Origin of the sequence: Trichocoleus desertorum ATA4-8-CV12 (assembly GCA_019358975.1) — a bacterium.
GTDB classification, from domain to species: Bacteria; Cyanobacteriota; Cyanobacteriia; order FACHB-46; family FACHB-46; genus Trichocoleus; species Trichocoleus desertorum_A.
Genome location: JAHHIL010000005.1, coordinates 199570 through 216156, shown reverse-complemented (window position 1 = coordinate 216156; position 16587 = coordinate 199570). Strand labels below are relative to the sequence as shown.

The window sequence follows — 16587 nt, the reverse complement described above, 5'->3', positions numbered from 1 at the left end:
TATCTGGAGGTTATTCATCGGGCTGATGGTTACAGCTATGGATTCTAGGCGGCTAAAGCCGCTTGAGTCGGCTTTCCTCCTTGCTCTAAAGAGACAAGGCTCCCAGCCATCCCAAAAAACTTGGTGGTCATTATCCTATAAATGTTTCTGCCGATAGTAGAGTTTTTAGTGGAGAAACTTAATCAATTGCGTCAGGGTAGGATAAATAGCTGTACTGAGTGGCGACGGCAGTGAGAGAACGCCTGATTATTTTTACGCGCTATCCTGAACCTGGCAAAACAAAAACTCGACTCATTCCAGCTTTAGGGCCAGAAAGAGCTGCGATCTTGCAGCAGCGGATGACAGAACATACATTAGCTCAAGCTCAACTGCTCCAGGCAAATTCAGCGATCGCTCTAGAGGTTCGTTTCACGGGCGGCGATCGCTACCTGATGCGCTCTTGGCTGGGATCAGAATTGGCTTACCGATCGCAAGGTGAAGGAGACTTAGGGCAACGGATGACCCAGGCTTTCCAATTCGCTTTTCGAGCGGGGATGGAGCGAGTCGTAGTTGTAGGAATTGATTGCCCAGATCTAGATGCGATCATTCTCAGCAAAGCATTTCAGGAATTACAGCGGCATGATCTAGTGTTAGGGCCTGCTACCGATGGCGGCTATTACCTGATTGGGCTGCGGCGATTTGTCCCAGAGTTATTTCAAGATATTGCCTGGAGTACCGAGCGGGTCTGGCAACAAACGATCGCGATCGCCCAACAGCACCATTTATCCATTGGTTCTTTGCCCCCCTTAGACGATGTCGATCGCCCAGAAGATTTAGTGATTTGGGAGCGAGTCAGCCAGTCGAGTCTTAAACAGATTGGCAATGAGAAAATTTCGATTATTATTCCAGTGCTCAACGAAGCCGCCGCGATCGCCCAAACTCTAGAGGTAGCCCAGCAAGCCTCGCAGGCAGAAATTATTGTGGTGGATGGCGGTAGCCAAGACGATACAGTGGCGATCGCGCAATCCTTAGGAGTCAAGGTGATCAGTGCTGCCGCCTGCCGCGCTCAACAAATGAATGCTGGGGCCAAAATTGCAACGGGAGAAGTGTTGCTATTTCTACATGGAGACACGCTTTTACCTGCTGACTTTGCCACCCAAATTCGACAAGCTTTAATTTCGCCAGGAGTGATTTCTGGAGCCTTTGCCCTCAAGATTGATAGTGCTGTGCCAGGGATACGGCTGATTGAGTGGGTGGTGAATTGGCGATCGCGCTTTTTACAGATGCCCTATGGTGATCAAGCTATTTTCTTGCGGGCCAAAACTTTTCATTCAATGGGTGGCTTCGCCGAGCTACCAATTATGGAAGATTTTAAGTTGATGCGGCAGTTGAAGAAAAAAGGCGCGATCGCCATTGTTTCTGACCCAGTCATCACCTCTAGTCGGCGATGGGAAAGGCTGGGCTTGCTCCGGACTACATTAATCAATCAAGCGGTGATTCTGGCTTATTTTTTGGGAGTCTCGCGCGATCGCCTAGCTCGGTGGTATCGCTCCCATTGAGCCAAAATTAAAGCCAATTTAGCTGATGCAAATGTACGCGAAAAGCGCTTCTGACGTTAAACTGACCAGAAGTAATCGTGAGCCGCCAAAGCCAGACCAAGAGAAAGAGAGAGGATTCCTGTGAGTTATCTTGAATCAGTTGCACAATTTTATAGCGAAGTAGCGGAAACCCCAGAAGTTGGGCTCTGTTGCGTACAAAGTAGCCCCCTGCAACTGCCAGGTCTAAACATTCCTGCCAAAATGCAAGAGATGAACTACGGTTGTGGTACCACTGTGCATCCAACCGAGCTAGCAGGTAATCCGACGGTTCTATATGTCGGTGTGGGAGGAGGGTTAGAGGCGCTGCAATTTGCCTACTTCTCTCGTCAACCCGGAGCAGTCATTGCAGTCGATCCCGTTGAGACGATGCGGGAAGCTGCTCGCCAAAACTTACAGATGGCCGCTCAAGAGAACACCTGGTTTGACTCCAGCTTCGTCGAAATTCGGGAAGGGGATGCCTTTCATCTACCTGTCCCAGATGCTTCTGTAGATGTAGTGGCGCAAAACTGTTTGTTCAATATCTTTGAACCCGCAGATCTAGCTAAAGCTCTCCAAGAAGTCTATCGAGTCCTCAAACCCAGTGGTCGTCTCATAATGAGTGACCCAATCGCAACTCGTCCAATTCCAGAACATTTACAGCAAGATGAACGCCTCCGGGCCATGTGCTTATCTGGAGCCTTGACCTATGAGGGCTACGTTCAGCACCTCATCCAGGCTGGCTTTGGTCAGGTAGAAATCCGAGCCCGTCGTCCCTACCGTTTGCTCGATCGTCAAAGCTATGGCTTGGAGGAACACCTTTTATTAGAAAGCCTCGATTCAGTGTCCTTTAAGGTGCCAATTCCTAGCGACGGTGCCTGCATTTTTACAGGCAAAACTGCCATCTACACAGGAGTCGCACCATTCTTTGATGACCAAGCAGGGCATGTATTACAACGCGGTCTCCCCGCAGCAGTCTGTGACAAAACCGCAGCCAATTTGGCATCCACCATTCCCGATGTGATTGTGACTCCATCAACCTGGTACTACGACGGCGGTGGTTGCTGTTAGAAACATCATTAAGGAGCTGCCAGATCTGCCACCTGATTTGGCAACCAAACAATCAACTACAAAGTCAGCTACAAAGTCGCGATCGCTGCATAAGTTACCGACTGCTAGGGTTGTTAATGTGGCGATCGCTTAGAAGGAACGCTAAAGGAAGAGAGGATGATTCAATCTCAATCAAGTTCTACCACTGTTACCCCTTTCCCGCAGAAACTAGGTGCTCCCCTCACCAAGCAACCCATCAGCGTCCTACAAATTAATTTAGGCAGACGTTGCAATCTCGCTTGCAGTCATTGCCATGTTGAAGCAGGGCCAAAACGTACGGAAGAACTGACAACAGAAGTTTGTCAGCAATTAATTGAAGTGATCCATCGCTTCCCCCAGATCAAAACCGTTGACCTCACGGGTGGGGCTCCAGAGATGAATTATGGCTTTCGGCCTTTAGTCGAAGCGGCAAGAGCGATGGGCAAAGAGGTGATTGTGCGCTCTAACCTAACCATCTACTTTGAACCAGGCTTTGAAGATTTACCCGAATATTTTGCTCGCAATCAAGTCAGAGTTGTAGCCTCTTTACCCTGTTACCAGGCAGATAACGTAGACAAAATGCGGGGTGATGGCGTCTTTAATGATTCGATTCGAGCCATCCAGCGGCTCAATCAATTAGGGTATGGTGACAATCCCAACTTAATTTTGGATTTAGTTTATAACCCTCAAATTCCTACAACTAAGAATTTCTCACTTACACCTGATCAACAGAAGTTAGAGCAAGATTATAAAACATACCTCAAAGAGCAGTTTGGGATTCAATTCAATCAGCTATTCACCATTACCAACTTACCCATTGGCAGAACCAAGTTTCATCTAGAACATCGGCATCTCCATCAGCCTTATTTGCAGTTTCTAGAAGAGCACTTTAATCCAGCTACATTAGCTAATTTAATGTGCCGCAATGAACTCTCAGTCGATTATTTGGGGAATATCTACGATTGCGACTTCAACCAAATGGAAAACTTGCCCGCTAGAACTGGAACTGGAGCCACCCTAACAGTCGCCCAGCTACTGCAAGCTGGCACTCTGGATTTGATTGAATCCGTGCGGACAGCTAACTTCTGTTACGGTTGCACAGCGGGCAGCGGATCGAGCTGTGGGGGAGCCTTGGTGTAAGTGACTCGTGAGTCGAGTTATAGTTGAAAGCCGTAGAGAACGAACAGCTATAGGCCCAAACGCTAAACAGGAGTCAAGACCTTGAGCCGTTCCATGTTAAAGCCTATCTTTAGCTTGCTTCAGCGCCGACCCTGGCCCCTAATTCCTGTGCTAGGGGTTGTCCCGGTCGTGAGCATTTTGTTGATTGGTCAAACTCGCCCCACCGCTCCAGTTGCTCAAGAAACTCCACCAAAAACCCCAACTTTAGTCTCGCCCTCACCAACTCCCAATCTGGCAATTCAGTCTGCCACAACCACAACTGCTGCCAAAAGTGCAGCAAAAAACTCAACTACCTCCGCCCAAAAATCTACCCAGAACTCTGCAAATCCTGCCAAATCAGCTACAAAATCTACTACTGCCTCTACCGATACAAAACCAAAACCTCAGGCTACGACTAAGTCTACGGCTCCTGCCAAGCAGCAGAACCCCCCTGCTCAGTCTAGTGCCGCGCCCATCAGTGCTAGTGCCGCAGAGCGATTGGCAGCCGCTAATACCTCCACTGCGATCGATAGCGTGTTAGAAATCCAGGTGGCGATCGCAGTAGAAGCCAATTCTTTAGCCATTGGTACCTCAACACCCGGAGTCATTCTAGACACCAATGGGCAAGTGCTGCGGGAGCTACCTGCTGAGTCCGCTTATACCGCTCAGCTTGATGGGGTAGGAATCACCTTAAATTCATGGCAGCTTCCAAGTGCAGTCTATATTGAACCCACAGAAGGAGGGTTGGTCTATGTCAGCGATCGCTGGTATCGAGGGCGCTTGCTGCTAATGGTTCGACCCAGTGGTTTACTGGCGGTCAATAATGTCCTGTTACGAGACTATCTTTATAGCGTGGTCGGGGCAGAGGTTTCGCCAAGCTGGCCAATGGCAGCACTAAAAGCTCAGGCGATCGCGGCTCGCTCCTACGCTTTGACTTACTATTTCAAACCTGCGACCGACTTTTATCATCTAGGACATGATGAGCAATATCAAGTCTATGCAGGTGCAGAGAAGGAAGCAGACAGGACTTATCAAGCTGTAAACGAAACTGCTGGGGAATTTATTAGTTATCGCGGTGGTATTGTCGAGTCTCTCTACGCCGCTTCTGATGACATTGTGATTGACGCGCATGGAGGGCGGGGGATGAGCCAATTAGGAGCCTTAAAGTTGGCGGAGGAAGGATATGATTATCGCCAAATTTTAGGCACCTACTACCCAGGCACAGGACTTGCTCGGATTGAAGTAGACCAAGAATAGAGAGATATAGCTCCCCTTCCCCAAACAGGAAGAAAAGGGAAGGGGCTGGGGGTTAGGTCTAGCGATTGGCACCCGCTAACGGATGCGCTCCCTCTGTGGTCATGCGATAGTCGCCACCAATCTGACGCTGATGCTCCTCAATTACCTGCTCACTCGGTACGCCACCCGCGTTAACCGTCTTTTGGTACTGGAAGTAACGTGCATCTTCAGGAAGTTGCTCAACGGGTACAAATTCCGTGTCTTGCGTAGTCAAATTCACCTGATCGGCTAAGACCTGCCGAATATAGTCTTTGTTTTCCTCAAAGCGCATCGTTTCCGGTAAGCTTTGGGGCAAGAACTCTTCTGGATCTCGCTTTTCATACTGACGCAGCAGATCACAGGCAATCCGCAGGTGCTCAATCTCCATGTTCAAATGGAGTTCCCATATCTGCTTAATGCGTCGGTCTGACTCTTGCTGCATGAAGGAATAGTACAGATAACACTCGTTGTATTGGTGCAGCACTTCCTGTTCTAGCCAAGAAGCATTGGGGTCAAGCAGAGATTCATAGTGAGTGACGTGCTGCTCCTCAATTTGAGCGATTTCTAGGTAAAGCCCTCTTGCCAGTGGGTTCATGGGGCGATTCCCCACGTTCATATAGAAGTTCATGGTCTGTTGCTCGGAGGAAACCAAGGTCAGCACATGCAGGAGGGAGATCGGATCGGCTTTAGTGCGATCGCTGGGTCTACGCACATCATCATAGGGATGGCGATGCTCTGCCACGGTTGGTCGTCCTGGCATAATTTCGGTCAAGCGACCTGTTACTTCTTCTGCTTTCTTGCCCTCAGTCATTTCTAGCAAGTTGGCATAGCGATAAAGATGGTCAAAGTCTTCTAAAAGACCAAATTCAAAAGCTTGTTTGAGGTAAGGATCAGGTTCATGACGAGCTAAAAAGGCGGTCAGGTCAACAGCAACCTGCTCATAGCCAATTGTAACTTCTAAGGTAGATTCATTACCAGGCGTGAGCCAGTTAACCACTTTCTGCTGTTGCTGCTCAACTCGACGCAGCATTGCGAGTTGTCTTCGTAGGTCTTGATCGGCGGTATGACGAGCAAATTGATGAGAGAAAAATACCCCTTCTGTCTCAATTCCGTTCATGGTAATGACACGGGTACGAGTATAGGGATCAACTTGATCTTTGATGTAGGGCTGAACATTTAACTCTGACCAATTTCGTAGCTGTTGATCAAGAGGAATACCTTTTTCAGCCAACGGATTAAAGCTCATTATTTCACCTACTCAAATTATCTAGAAATGCTTCGGATTACCGCTTTGACTAATCAGCTTTCGAGGGGTTCAAGCCATTACTGTTTTCAAAGCTTTTGCTATTAAGCAGCTTAATGGCGATCGCTCACATCTTCTTCCACTGAGGGCAGAGAGGCCACTCTATCCAAAGTTATAAAAATTTTATTTCGCTACGAAGTATATTCACACCCATAAACAGCACCTGTGCTGAATAGCGGCTTAGAGTTGCAACTACCTACAACGAATTAATCAGCAGGTTATTTTAAGTGTTAGTTATCACAGTCGAATTTCATAGGAACTCTCCTATGGATAGACCAGAATTTATTTCCAATGAAGCAACAACGAATTAAAAGTGCGTTCTAAAGTGAACATGCCCGCTGAAGCTAAAAGGCGGGAGATTAGGAAACAACCTGAAGAGTTTAAATAGTTGAGAAAATAGCAAGATTCGGCGATAGAGAGCGGATTCTCAACTTGCTTCTGGTTGGCTTCTAAAAATTTTAATAGATAGAAATACGTCAAAAACTGGGAGAAGCCGCGATGAGTCAATCCAAAGAACTACAACCCCCCCAACATCAGAATCAACAGCCTGGTATCGAGTCTGAAATGACTCCTAGCCCTCAGTTCGATGATTCTAAGTATCGAGGCAGTGGCAAGCTACAAGGGAAAGTTGCTCTGATTACTGGCGGAGATAGCGGCATTGGTCGCGCCGTAGCAGTTTTCTACGCAAAAGAAGGAGCGGATGTTGCCCTCCTTTATTTAAATGAGCATCAAGATGCCGAAGATACCAAGCGCCGAGTCGAAGCAGAGGGCAGACGCTGCATCACCATTGCGGGAGACATTGGTGACGAGCAATTCTGCAAGGAAGCTGTCCAACAGGCGGTGCAGCAATTAGGCTACCTCGACATTCTGGTAAACAACGCCGCTGAGCAACATCCTCAGCAAAGCATTGAGGACATCACGGCGGAGCAACTGGAGCGCACCTTCCGCACTAACATCTTCAGCATGTTCTTTTTGACCAAAGCGGCCTTGCCCCATCTCAAAGAAGGTAGTGCCATCATCAATACCACTTCGGTCACAGCTTACAAAGGTAATCAACAACTGCTAGATTACTCTTCCACCAAAGGCGCGATCGTTGCCTTTACCCGCTCTCTGTCCCAGTCTCTAGTAGAGAAGGGCATCCGGGTGAATGGTGTCGCTCCTGGCCCCATCTGGACCCCTCTAATTCCTGCTACTTTTCCAGAAGACAAAGTTAAGAGCTTTGGGACTCAGGTGCCCATGCAGCGGGCTGGACAGCCGGAAGAAGTTGCACCCAGTTATGTCTTCCTCGCCTCCGACGACTCCTCCTACATGTCTGGGCAAATTCTGCACCCCAATGGCGGCGAAGTGGTAGGTGGCTAAAAGACTCTAAAGCAGAGCTAGGTGTATCCTGTTTTACGATTAAACGTTACAGGGATTTCTGGCTTGGGTCAGAAGTGTGTCTGAACTAGCCACACTATTCTATTCAAAGCGATTCAGTGTCATTAGAGTCAGACCTGGGAGTTTAGGCCAGATGCGCCATCCGCTTCGGAAGACTCCCAGGTTTCTTTTTTTAAATTTGAAAAGGGTTAATTTAGCTCTGCCATTTTGCGGGCTGTGATTGAAGCTACTACTTAGAAAAGAGGGCACCTCTATCTTCGGGAGTTTGCAGAATTGGCGGAAGTAACTCTTTGGAAGAATGAAACTCAACAGATTATTACATAGATTAGAAATGTAATCTATTGCTAGCACTTAGTAGCAGTAGATAGTTCTGGAATTATTACTGTTTGCAATTTTTTGCGCTCAAAGCTGTCTCTATTACACACTAAGTAGAGCTAGATAACACTTGTTGTTTTGATCATTGCACAAATTCACCCATTGAGGAATATTTATGTCTCACTTTAGTACGCTCCGCAGCAAGCTCACGGATGCTGAACTACTCAAAGCCTCTCTCGCAGACTTAGGCCTGGTTGCCAAGGTAGATGCAGATGTCCGGGGCACTTGTGGTCAAAAAGTTCGGGCTGACATTGTAGTAGCTCTTGAGGGCGATTACGACATAGGTTGGGCACGTAATCAACAGGGATCTTTTGACTTAATTGCTGATCTTTGGGGTGTCGCCAAAAATCACAACTTGGCCAATTTAATGAGCAGTATTAATCAGAAATATGCCATCAACAAAACATTGGCAGAAGTAAAGCAGCCCGGATTGCAAAATGCCAATGTGAATTTAATGGTACAGCAATCGGTTGCCTAAAGCGTTCTCCTGTTTATAGCTTTTACTGCAATTTAATGCCACTTTACTCCCTTCAAGCTTTTGGTTGAGGGGAGCATTTTTATGGCTTCTCTGCTTTGCGGGTGAGGGCATATCTGCGGGGATAAAACAAGTCACCAAAGTAATACACCTAAATTCCGATAGGATAACCGGGTTTAAGTCTTGCCATTTTTACCTGCTCTATGTCAAACTGCTACTGAAGAACAAAGTACGGTATGCCGACCAAGTTACTGTATTTTAACAAATTCTTGGTAGCTGGCCTCGCTTGGGAGCCTAGCTTGCATAAAAAAACAGCAGTCTAAACGAGCGTTTTGGGCTCAGAACACTCACTAGCGCTGACGAAAGTAGCTTTTTGATTGGGAAGGATAAACAATGCTAAAGGATGCTCAAGGACTGGATGTCACTACTGCTTCGGCAGAGGCGATCGCGGCCATTGATCAATTCATTGACCAATCCCTCAGCTACGGTAGACAAGCAGAAGCTGCTATTCTCCAAGCCGTGAGTGCCAATCCAACCTGTGCGATCGCCCATGCCTTCGCGGCAGCTTACTATCTTTCCCAAGAGAGTGCTGTTGCGTGGGAGCAAGCCACTCCTTACCTCAGAGCTGCCATTCAACATCAGGCAAAAGCTACACAGCGAGAGCAACAGTGGGTAAGTGCAGTCGTTGCTTGGGCTAGAGGCGATATTGACCAGGCGATCGCGGCTCACGAAGCAATTACCGATCAATATCCTCAAGATCTTCTTTCGGTGCAGCAAGGCCAGTACCATTACTTTTATCAAGGAGATCAGGCAGGGCTGCTCCAGATTGCGGAAAAGGTATTACCTACCGATGCTGAGCATCTCCATCTGCATTATCTCTATGGCATGATTGCCTTTGGTTTGGAGCAGTGCCACCGCCTCTTAGAAGCAGAAGCAATGGGACGAAAAGCTACCGAAATAAATCGCCATGACCCTTGGGCACATCATGCTGTCGCTCATGTGCTGGAAACTCAAGGCCGCGTCGAGGAAGGGATTGCTTGGATGGAGAGCTTGGCGGATACCTGGGAAAATTGCAATTCTATGCTGTATACCCATAACTGGTGGCATATTGCTCTCTATTACCTAGAACGCCAAGATTTCTCTACTGTCCTGCATTTGTATGACACTAAAGTTTGGGGGCGAGCCCGCCTAGACTCTCCTAAAGACCAGGTAGGAGCGATCGCCCTGCTACTACGCCTAGAGCTACGTGGGGTTGAAGTCGGTGCAACTCGTTGGCGGGAGTTAGCAGCTTATCTCTCTCCTCGGATTCATGAACATGCGCTCCCCTTTCAAGACTTGCACTATGTCTATGCCTTAGCTCGCACTCATCAGCAGGATCAGGTACAGGAGATGCTGCAAAGTATGGAGGCTCATGCTCACAGGATTAAGCCCGCCTTACAGCAGCCTTGGATAGAGATAGCGCTACCTGCGGCCAAAGGGATGGTGGCCCATGCCCAGCAAGATTGGCAACAAGCGATCGCTCTGCTTCGGCCAGTATTATCCCAACTAGGAGCGATCGGAGGAAGTCATGCTCAGCGGGAATTGTTTGAGCAGGTTTATGCAGATGCCTTGAAGCAGACTGAACAGGCTCAAGATATTCATGCCTTCTCCCAGAAGCAGCGTTCCTTTCAGCAGAACGGCACTTCTAGGCCAAGAATCACCTCTATCCACGGTCATCAGAGCTTAACTGTAAAAGCGAGCTAGCCTCCGTAGTAGTAAATGTTCCTGAGCGCTCCCTTCCGCTTTCTTAGCATCTCGTAAGGGAGCTTTTTAATTATTATTTTAGTAAGTTGGCTGAGCTGACTGATGCGCTGTTAATGACTTCATAACCAGCTTGCAATGCGGCTTCATACTGAAGGGCGATCGCTTCATAATCAGCAGATTTCACAGCTACATAAGCCTGAATTTGGGCTTGTTGCATAGCTAATTGCAATTCTGGATCGGGTTGGAGCAAGGCAGCCTGTAGCTGTCCGAGTAGATCTGTGCCGAGGTGCTGAGATCCAACGATCGGTGGGATAGGGCAGGGACCGAGAGATTCTATCACTCGCAGACCTTCGCTTAACTCTGGAAAGCTTTGCAACTCCTGCTCCAACACAGTACTGTCGATCGCGGCACAATCTGCTAACCCCTCTACAACCCAACGCATAGAGCGTTGATGAGAACCAGAGGCTAGCACTTGACCAAAGAAATCTGTAGAATATCCGTCTTGCTTTAATTTCTGCCGCACTAAGTTATAGCCACTATTGGAACCTAAATCGTTGTAACACAGGGTTTTACCTGCCAATTCTACAAAGCTAGTGATATCACTGGCAGCAGGCACAACCACATCCGAGAAATAAATGGGGCGATTGTGGTAGCGGGCAGCTTGCATGACAGGAGCCGCGATCGCCTGGAGTTGTTGAGGATAGCAACAGTGGTAACGAATAAACGGTAAACCACAGATAAAAGCAAGATCGAGTTGGTCGTGCAGCAATAGTGGATCTTCTAGTGGGTCAAACTCGGCTTGGCTAATCTCTGTCTCTACTGCCAACCTGCGCCCTAAATAAGCAGCGATCGCTTGGTAAAACCAAAACATATTTGGAGCTAGGTAAGAAACCAACCGCAATTGCCAAGGGAGAGACATCACAACTTCACTAAAGAGCGTGAGAGCAAAACATCTGCGATCGCCCTACTTCCAAGCTTGTGGACAGTAGAGCGATCGCAGCTTAACTTCAGCTAATCAGATTGGAGCTAATCGGACAAGCGCACTAAACAATTTGACGTAAAAAGTCAATTTGTTGACTAAACTCTAGAGGTTGGAGAGAAGAAACAATTTCTTGAGTCCCAGAAGACAGTTGGGTAGTAGCCGCTGCCGAAATAGCGTCTCTATCCAATTCTTGAGCTAGGCGATACCAAAATGCCAAGCGGGCATTTGAGTCTAAAGATTGATATTGGCTCAGAGGGTCTTTGATGCCACCAGGAACTAGTTCCAGTAAAGCCTTGCTAGGATGGGGGTCAAGCGCAGCTTCCTCGTGACTAGCCTGTTGGCTAGAAAACACGTCGCGGACAAATTGCAATTGATCTTCTGAGCGCAGATCTTTAACATGCTTCACAAGTTGGCTGATTTCGTTAGAGGAAGTCACACCGGAACTGGGAAAAGAGATGGAACTTCCTAGCTCAGTGTAAAGGTAAGCCAAGGCAGCAATTTTTTGATCAACGTCTAAGCGCTGAAAAGATTTCAGGGTTTGCGTGGTATTGGTATTTGCGGATGTCATAAGCGATGTCCAAAACAGTAATCTCACACCCGCATCCTAAACACCCTAAGCCCATGTAACGCCTATATAAAGACGGAAGCTAAGTTTTGTTAATCACACTAATAAATCCTTCGTCAGGCTGAGGCGCGATCGCCCATACAACGGGACTATGAATCCTAGTGATATTCTGGCCACAGAATTAGCCAACTTCCTACCTCAACTACATTAGGTAGATGGCTAAAGTGTCCAGTTGATGTTGATCATATTCATATAGCGTCTCAACAAGTAGGAGAAAGCATCTTGATTCATTCTATGTTGCTGTCAGCAGTCCCCGCTGCTACGTCCCAAGACCCCACTGCTTTGTGGAACTGGCAAGGCACCCCTATCATGATTGGTTGCTGCCTACTGGCTCTGTTCATTGCCAGTCGCACCGTCCGCTTTCCCCGAGTTGGGCCTAAGATGCCTCTCGGACCATTCTCTGGTCTCCTAAACAATATGAGTGTGGCTACTTTCTTAGGAGCAATGAGCTTCGGTCACGTTTTGGGAGTTTTAGCAATCTTACTCAGTTCCAGCTGGCTCAAATAAAAATAGCAACTCTACAAATTTGTCACAAATTATCTATTAAACCAAAAGAGGGATATTGTGTCGTCATATCCCTCTTTCTAATGGAGGCTTCTTTCAGCCGCTGTTACCTTAACTTTGCAGTTTTTGCAGTAAATAAGTAACCTTAGCACCGAGTTTCTCAACGCTGTCCTGTTGTTGGCTATCTTTTAAGCTGCCATCTGGGTTAAATGCTTCATGAGCCCTCGCGATCGCAATTTGATCGGGAATGACTAAAACTCGGATATTAGACAGGATACTGCGAACATGAACCAAGCCTCTTAGCCCCCCTAAACCGCCCGGAGACGCACTCATAACTGCGGCTACCTTATCTGTAAAGGCAGCTAGCGGAGGCTCACCAGGGGCAGAACGAGAAGCCCAGTCGATTGCATTTTTGAGCACCCCAGAGATAGAACTGTTATATTCCGGAGAAGCAATCAAGAGTCCCTGATGGGCCACCAGGATCTCCTTAAACTTCAAAGCATTCGCAGGAATTCCTTCAGCCGCCTCTAGATCCTCATCATAAAGCGGCATCGGCAAATCTCGGAGATCTAAGAAAGTAACTTCAGTGCCCGCAGCACTAGCACCTGCAGCCGCAATTTTAACGAGAGTTTTGTTGTAGGAATTAGTGCGGGTACTGCCCGCAAAGGCCAAAATCTTGGGTGAATTAGGCATAAAAATTTATTTCCAAATACATCTTTGCGAAGAAACAAAGCGGCGATCGCAGTTGAGTGAGCTTTAACCAATGTTCTTAAGCACAAACGCGATCGCCTGCTCTTATCTGCAAGAGATCGAAAGCTGCGATCGCGTTGCCCTTAAATTACCCTAGCCAAGCTATTGAGAGCGACTAGGCAGCACCCAAATAATTTGCTAGAGCCTCAGACCCACCAATCAATTTGCCGTCAATAAATACTTGAGGGACGGTAGTTCCCCCAGCCATCGCTCGCAATGAGCGTGTAGTGGCATCCTTGCCGACCACAATCTCTTCATAAGTAAGTCCGCGCTCCTGCAACATATCTTTGGCACGAGCACAGAAAGGACATCCTTCTTTTGTGAATAAGGAAACACACTCAGGCTTTTTAGCTTGGGGGTTGATGTAGTTAAGCATCGTATCCGCATCGGATACTTTGAAAGGATCTCCGGGCTCCTCTGGCTCAATAAACATCTTTTCAATGACACTATCCTTGACCAGCATGGAATAGCGCCAAGACCGCTTACCAAAACCCAAGTCAGCTTTGTCAACCAACATACCCATGCCTTCGGTAAAATCGCCGTTACCGTCTGGAATGAGTGTAATATTACTGGCCTCTTGGTGCTTAGCCCATTCATTCATCACGAACGTATCATTCACAGAGAGGCAGAGAATGCTGTCTACACCATTTTTCTTAAAAGTTGAGGCTAGCTCGTTGTAGCCAGGTAGATGAGTGGAGGAACAAGTCGGGGTGAATGCACCGGGTAAAGAAAAAACAATCACAGTCTTACCTGCAAACAAATCAGCAGTAGTAATATCGACCCACTGATTGTCCCGCCGCACTCGGAAGGTAACGTCAGGAACTCTTTGTCCTTCTCGATTAGGCAACATAAATTTAACTCCTCGGCTTGTTTCGGATGCGAAGTTTTGCATCCCGTGGCTGCTTAAAGCGTACTCATTATGACTATGGCTGTCAATACACTCTGAGAATTCTTGCTTGAGCCGAGCTGAAAATACCAAAGGCCTTTCGGCTAGCATCACTCAGTCAGGTGAATCAACAGGGGGAAGCGCAAAGTTGAAGCCGATGCCTACACTAGGGCTGTATTGCCACAAGATCTATTTATGAATGCCACTACCGCATCGTCAACTTTACGGGTTTTGATTATTGAAGATGACCCCATGATGCAGTTGGGCTTGGAGCAGTCCTTGCAAGCTGACTCGACATGCATAGTTGTAGGACAGGCAGAAGATGGTTATTTGGGGGTAGAGGCAGCCCTGAGACTCAAGCCAGACCTGATTATCATGGACATTGGTCTGCCCCGACTTGATGGCATTGCTGCCACCCAAAAAATCAAGGCGGTACTGCCTGAGGTCAGGGTCGTTATGCTCACCTCTCACACGGCAGAAACAGAAATTATTGCAGCGCTCTCTAGTGGAGCAGATGCCTACTGTATTAAGGGTGCAAGTGTAGACCGATTACAAGCAGCGATCGCAGCAGCTCAAGAAGGAGCCACCTACCTCGATCCTCAAATTGCCCGTCGCGTGATAGATCATCTCAAGCCTCCCACGCCCAACAGCGGCATTAGTCAACTGTCTGAACGCGAACTGGAGGTCTTGAAGCTAATGGTAGAAGGATTGAGCAACCCTGAAATCGCTGCCAAGCTTTACCTAAGTCCCAATACCATCAAAACTCATGTTCGAGGCATCATGAACAAGCTATCCGTAGACGATCGCGTACAAGCCGCAGTGGTAGCTTTGCGCTCCGGATTAGTTTGAGCAAGGAGTGGGAAGTTAGGAGAGAGGAGTCAGGAGTCAGGAGTCAGAAGATAGAAGTTGTAGAGTGCTTCTGATTCCTGACCTGACCGTAAATTTAGGCAAAGATGGAGTTGGGCTGAGGCTAACTCGCTAGTCGAGTTGGGGCGTTACAAGAAGCAACCGTTGTGGTGAGAGGTAGCGTAAACCAAACAATGGAACCTGGTTGGCTATTGATAACTCCAATTTCACCCCCATGAGCTTGGATGATCTGTTGGCACAGGTGCAGTTGCACTCCCAAACTCGTAGAACAGCAGGCATGAGGCGATCGCACTTGCAATTCAAAAAAGCGATCGCATTCCCCAACTTCCCAACCTAAGCCATCATCTTGAAGCGTACAGCGTAGCATTCCAGGCTCAACCTCAGCCGTTAGAGTCAAATGCAACCCAGGCGGATTGCGCTGCAAGGTAGCCGTTATCAAATGTGAGATCACCCGTTGAATTTGGTTAGCATCTGCCAGAACGGGCGGCAAACTTACCGAAATCTGAGATGTAATACTCGCTTGGTTGGCGCTCAAGAGGGGTGCTACATCCTGCAAGATAGTTTGACCGAGAGCTGAGAACTCTACAGGTTCCGTTTGCAGCGTCACCGTTTGCTCTGCCGTAGCGTCAGTTTCGAGCAAGGCACTAATGGCACCCAATTGGCGATCGCTGGCTTGAACCATCCGTTCTACTCTAGAGCGAGCCATCGTCACCGTCTCGCCGCTTTGATTGAGTAAGTTTTTCAGCACCATCAGAGCACCCATGAGAAAAGGACGCAGATCATGCTCCATCACATGAAACAGTACAGCCTGAAGCTGCCGCACTTCCTGGAGTTCAGCATAGGCAGCTTGTAGCAACGCTTCTACTTCATCTAGTTGATTTGGCTCGGTGTCGGTTGGCAGCAGAGGAGTGGGAGAGCTAGTTCCTGGCTGATGTTGGCTACCGACTGCTCTTGGTAACTTCACGAAATGCTGGGTGAAACTGGAGTCTGCGAGGAGGTGTTGCAGTTGGGCAAACGCTACCTCGTCACGACAGCAACTCCGTAAAGCTTGTAGGTAGTCCATATCAGAAGTCATAGTTGGATTCTTATAGAGTTTGATTTTGGAGATACAAAGGCAATGAGCGAATAGATAGGAATAGATAGGAATAGATAGGCAGTGGCTAGTCAGCTTGGGGATGCCTCAACCCGGATGAGAGTTGATTCAACAGGCCATTGCTTTAAGCTAGCGAGATACTGAACCAGTAGGTATTAGACTTCCTGCATGAATCGAAATTCGCCCCCTAACCCCAATTCTGGGCAGGGTGGTTTCATATAGCGAAAGGAAAAGCGTGAACACAGTTCAGCTCCTTGCACTGCCCCCTAAATCCCCCAATTCTGGGGGACTTTGAGCAGGCTCCCCCCAAACTTGGGGGGCTAGGGGGGCCAGGTTCGGAATTCTTTTTTTGTATGAAACCAGCCTGCCCAATTCTGGGGGAACCGAGTGTTAGCTTCCCCCAGAATTGGGGGACGGGAGGGGGCTTTTATTATTCGTGCAGGAGGTCTAGTAGTTAAGAAGTCTGATTCTTTGCGGAATGGGCTTGTGAGTAGGTGTAGCTGATCCCAAATTTGTTAGGTTCAAAGCACCA

At 48.0% G+C, this 16587-nt stretch carries 16 protein-coding genes; 10 read left to right on the top strand and 6 right to left on the bottom strand.

From position 1 onward, the window contains the following. Positions 1 to 230 precede the first annotated feature (230 nt). The 5 genes from KME12_07710 to KME12_07690 all read left to right on the top strand — a co-directional run bounded on the left by KME12_07710 (position 231) and on the right by KME12_07690 (position 5057). Positions 231 to 1538, top strand: coding sequence for a TIGR04283 family arsenosugar biosynthesis glycosyltransferase (locus tag KME12_07710; protein ID MBW4487661.1), 1308 nt, complete (start codon positions 231 to 233; stop codon positions 1536 to 1538). 120 nt (positions 1539 to 1658) lie between these two features. Next, positions 1659 to 2624 (top strand): arsenosugar biosynthesis arsenite methyltransferase ArsM, encoded by a 966-nt coding sequence (gene arsM, locus KME12_07705; GenBank protein MBW4487660.1) that lies wholly within the window; start codon positions 1659 to 1661, stop codon positions 2622 to 2624. Further along, a complete protein-coding gene (locus tag KME12_07700) occupies positions 2611 to 2757 on the top strand; it encodes a hypothetical protein (GenBank protein ID MBW4487659.1) in 147 nt (48 codons plus the stop codon). Before arsM ends, KME12_07700 begins: the two co-directional genes overlap by 14 nt. A gap of 23 nt (positions 2758 to 2780) precedes the next feature. Beyond that, positions 2781 to 3782 (top strand): arsenosugar biosynthesis radical SAM protein ArsS, encoded by a 1002-nt coding sequence (gene arsS / locus KME12_07695; GenBank protein MBW4487658.1) that lies wholly within the window; start codon positions 2781 to 2783, stop codon positions 3780 to 3782. A 93-nt stretch (positions 3783 to 3875) separates the two neighbouring features. Continuing rightward, on the top strand, positions 3876 to 5057 hold the full coding sequence (locus tag KME12_07690) for a SpoIID/LytB domain-containing protein (protein MBW4487657.1): 1182 nt from the start codon (positions 3876 to 3878) through the stop codon (positions 5055 to 5057). Positions 5058 to 5115: 58 nt separating this feature from the next. Here the strand turns inward: KME12_07690 and KME12_07685 are convergent, their stop codons facing one another. Then, positions 5116 to 6321, bottom strand: coding sequence for a hypothetical protein (locus KME12_07685; protein MBW4487656.1), 1206 nt, complete (start codon positions 6319 to 6321; stop codon positions 5116 to 5118). A gap of 555 nt (positions 6322 to 6876) precedes the next feature. Between KME12_07685 and KME12_07680 the strand changes: the two genes are divergently transcribed. The 3 genes from KME12_07680 to KME12_07670 all read left to right on the top strand — a co-directional run bounded on the left by KME12_07680 (position 6877) and on the right by KME12_07670 (position 10348). Further along, on the top strand, positions 6877 to 7737 hold the full coding sequence (locus KME12_07680) for an SDR family oxidoreductase (protein ID MBW4487655.1): 861 nt from the start codon (positions 6877 to 6879) through the stop codon (positions 7735 to 7737). A 508-nt stretch (positions 7738 to 8245) separates the two neighbouring features. After that, positions 8246 to 8608: a DUF1257 domain-containing protein gene (locus KME12_07675; protein ID MBW4487654.1), complete on the top strand. Its 363-nt coding sequence runs from the start codon at positions 8246 to 8248 to the stop codon at positions 8606 to 8608. A gap of 390 nt (positions 8609 to 8998) precedes the next feature. Further along, positions 8999 to 10348 (top strand): tetratricopeptide repeat protein, encoded by a 1350-nt coding sequence (locus tag KME12_07670; GenBank protein ID MBW4487653.1) that lies wholly within the window; start codon positions 8999 to 9001, stop codon positions 10346 to 10348. Between the two features lie 73 nt (positions 10349 to 10421). Here the strand turns inward: KME12_07670 and KME12_07665 are convergent, their stop codons facing one another. Both KME12_07665 and KME12_07660 read right to left on the bottom strand, forming a co-directional pair. Further along, positions 10422 to 11267: a PhnD/SsuA/transferrin family substrate-binding protein gene (locus KME12_07665; protein ID MBW4487652.1), complete on the bottom strand. Its 846-nt coding sequence runs from the start codon at positions 11265 to 11267 to the stop codon at positions 10422 to 10424. A 124-nt stretch (positions 11268 to 11391) separates the two neighbouring features. Continuing rightward, on the bottom strand, positions 11392 to 11898 hold the full coding sequence (locus tag KME12_07660) for a hypothetical protein (protein MBW4487651.1): 507 nt from the start codon (positions 11896 to 11898) through the stop codon (positions 11392 to 11394). A 291-nt stretch (positions 11899 to 12189) separates the two neighbouring features. Here KME12_07660 and psaK point away from each other — a divergent pair, with 291 nt between their 5' ends. Then, positions 12190 to 12462 (top strand): photosystem I reaction center subunit PsaK, encoded by a 273-nt coding sequence (psaK, locus tag KME12_07655; protein MBW4487650.1) that lies wholly within the window; start codon positions 12190 to 12192, stop codon positions 12460 to 12462. Between the two features lie 108 nt (positions 12463 to 12570). Here the strand turns inward: psaK and KME12_07650 are convergent, their stop codons facing one another. Both KME12_07650 and KME12_07645 read right to left on the bottom strand, forming a co-directional pair. Continuing rightward, entirely contained in the window at positions 12571 to 13152 is a 582-nt protein-coding gene (locus KME12_07650; protein ID MBW4487649.1) for an NAD(P)H-dependent oxidoreductase, read from the bottom strand. 172 nt (positions 13153 to 13324) lie between these two features. Next, positions 13325 to 14059, bottom strand: coding sequence for a glutathione peroxidase (locus tag KME12_07645; protein ID MBW4487648.1), 735 nt, complete (start codon positions 14057 to 14059; stop codon positions 13325 to 13327). 231 nt (positions 14060 to 14290) lie between these two features. On the opposite strand from KME12_07645, the gene KME12_07640 reads away from it, so the two are divergent. Continuing rightward, on the top strand, positions 14291 to 14944 hold the full coding sequence (locus KME12_07640; protein ID MBW4487647.1) for a response regulator transcription factor: 654 nt from the start codon (positions 14291 to 14293) through the stop codon (positions 14942 to 14944). Between the two features lie 121 nt (positions 14945 to 15065). Here the strand turns inward: KME12_07640 and KME12_07635 are convergent, their stop codons facing one another. After that, a complete protein-coding gene (locus KME12_07635) occupies positions 15066 to 16037 on the bottom strand; it encodes a HAMP domain-containing histidine kinase (protein ID MBW4487646.1) in 972 nt (323 codons plus the stop codon). Positions 16038 to 16587: the final 550 nt, after the last annotated feature.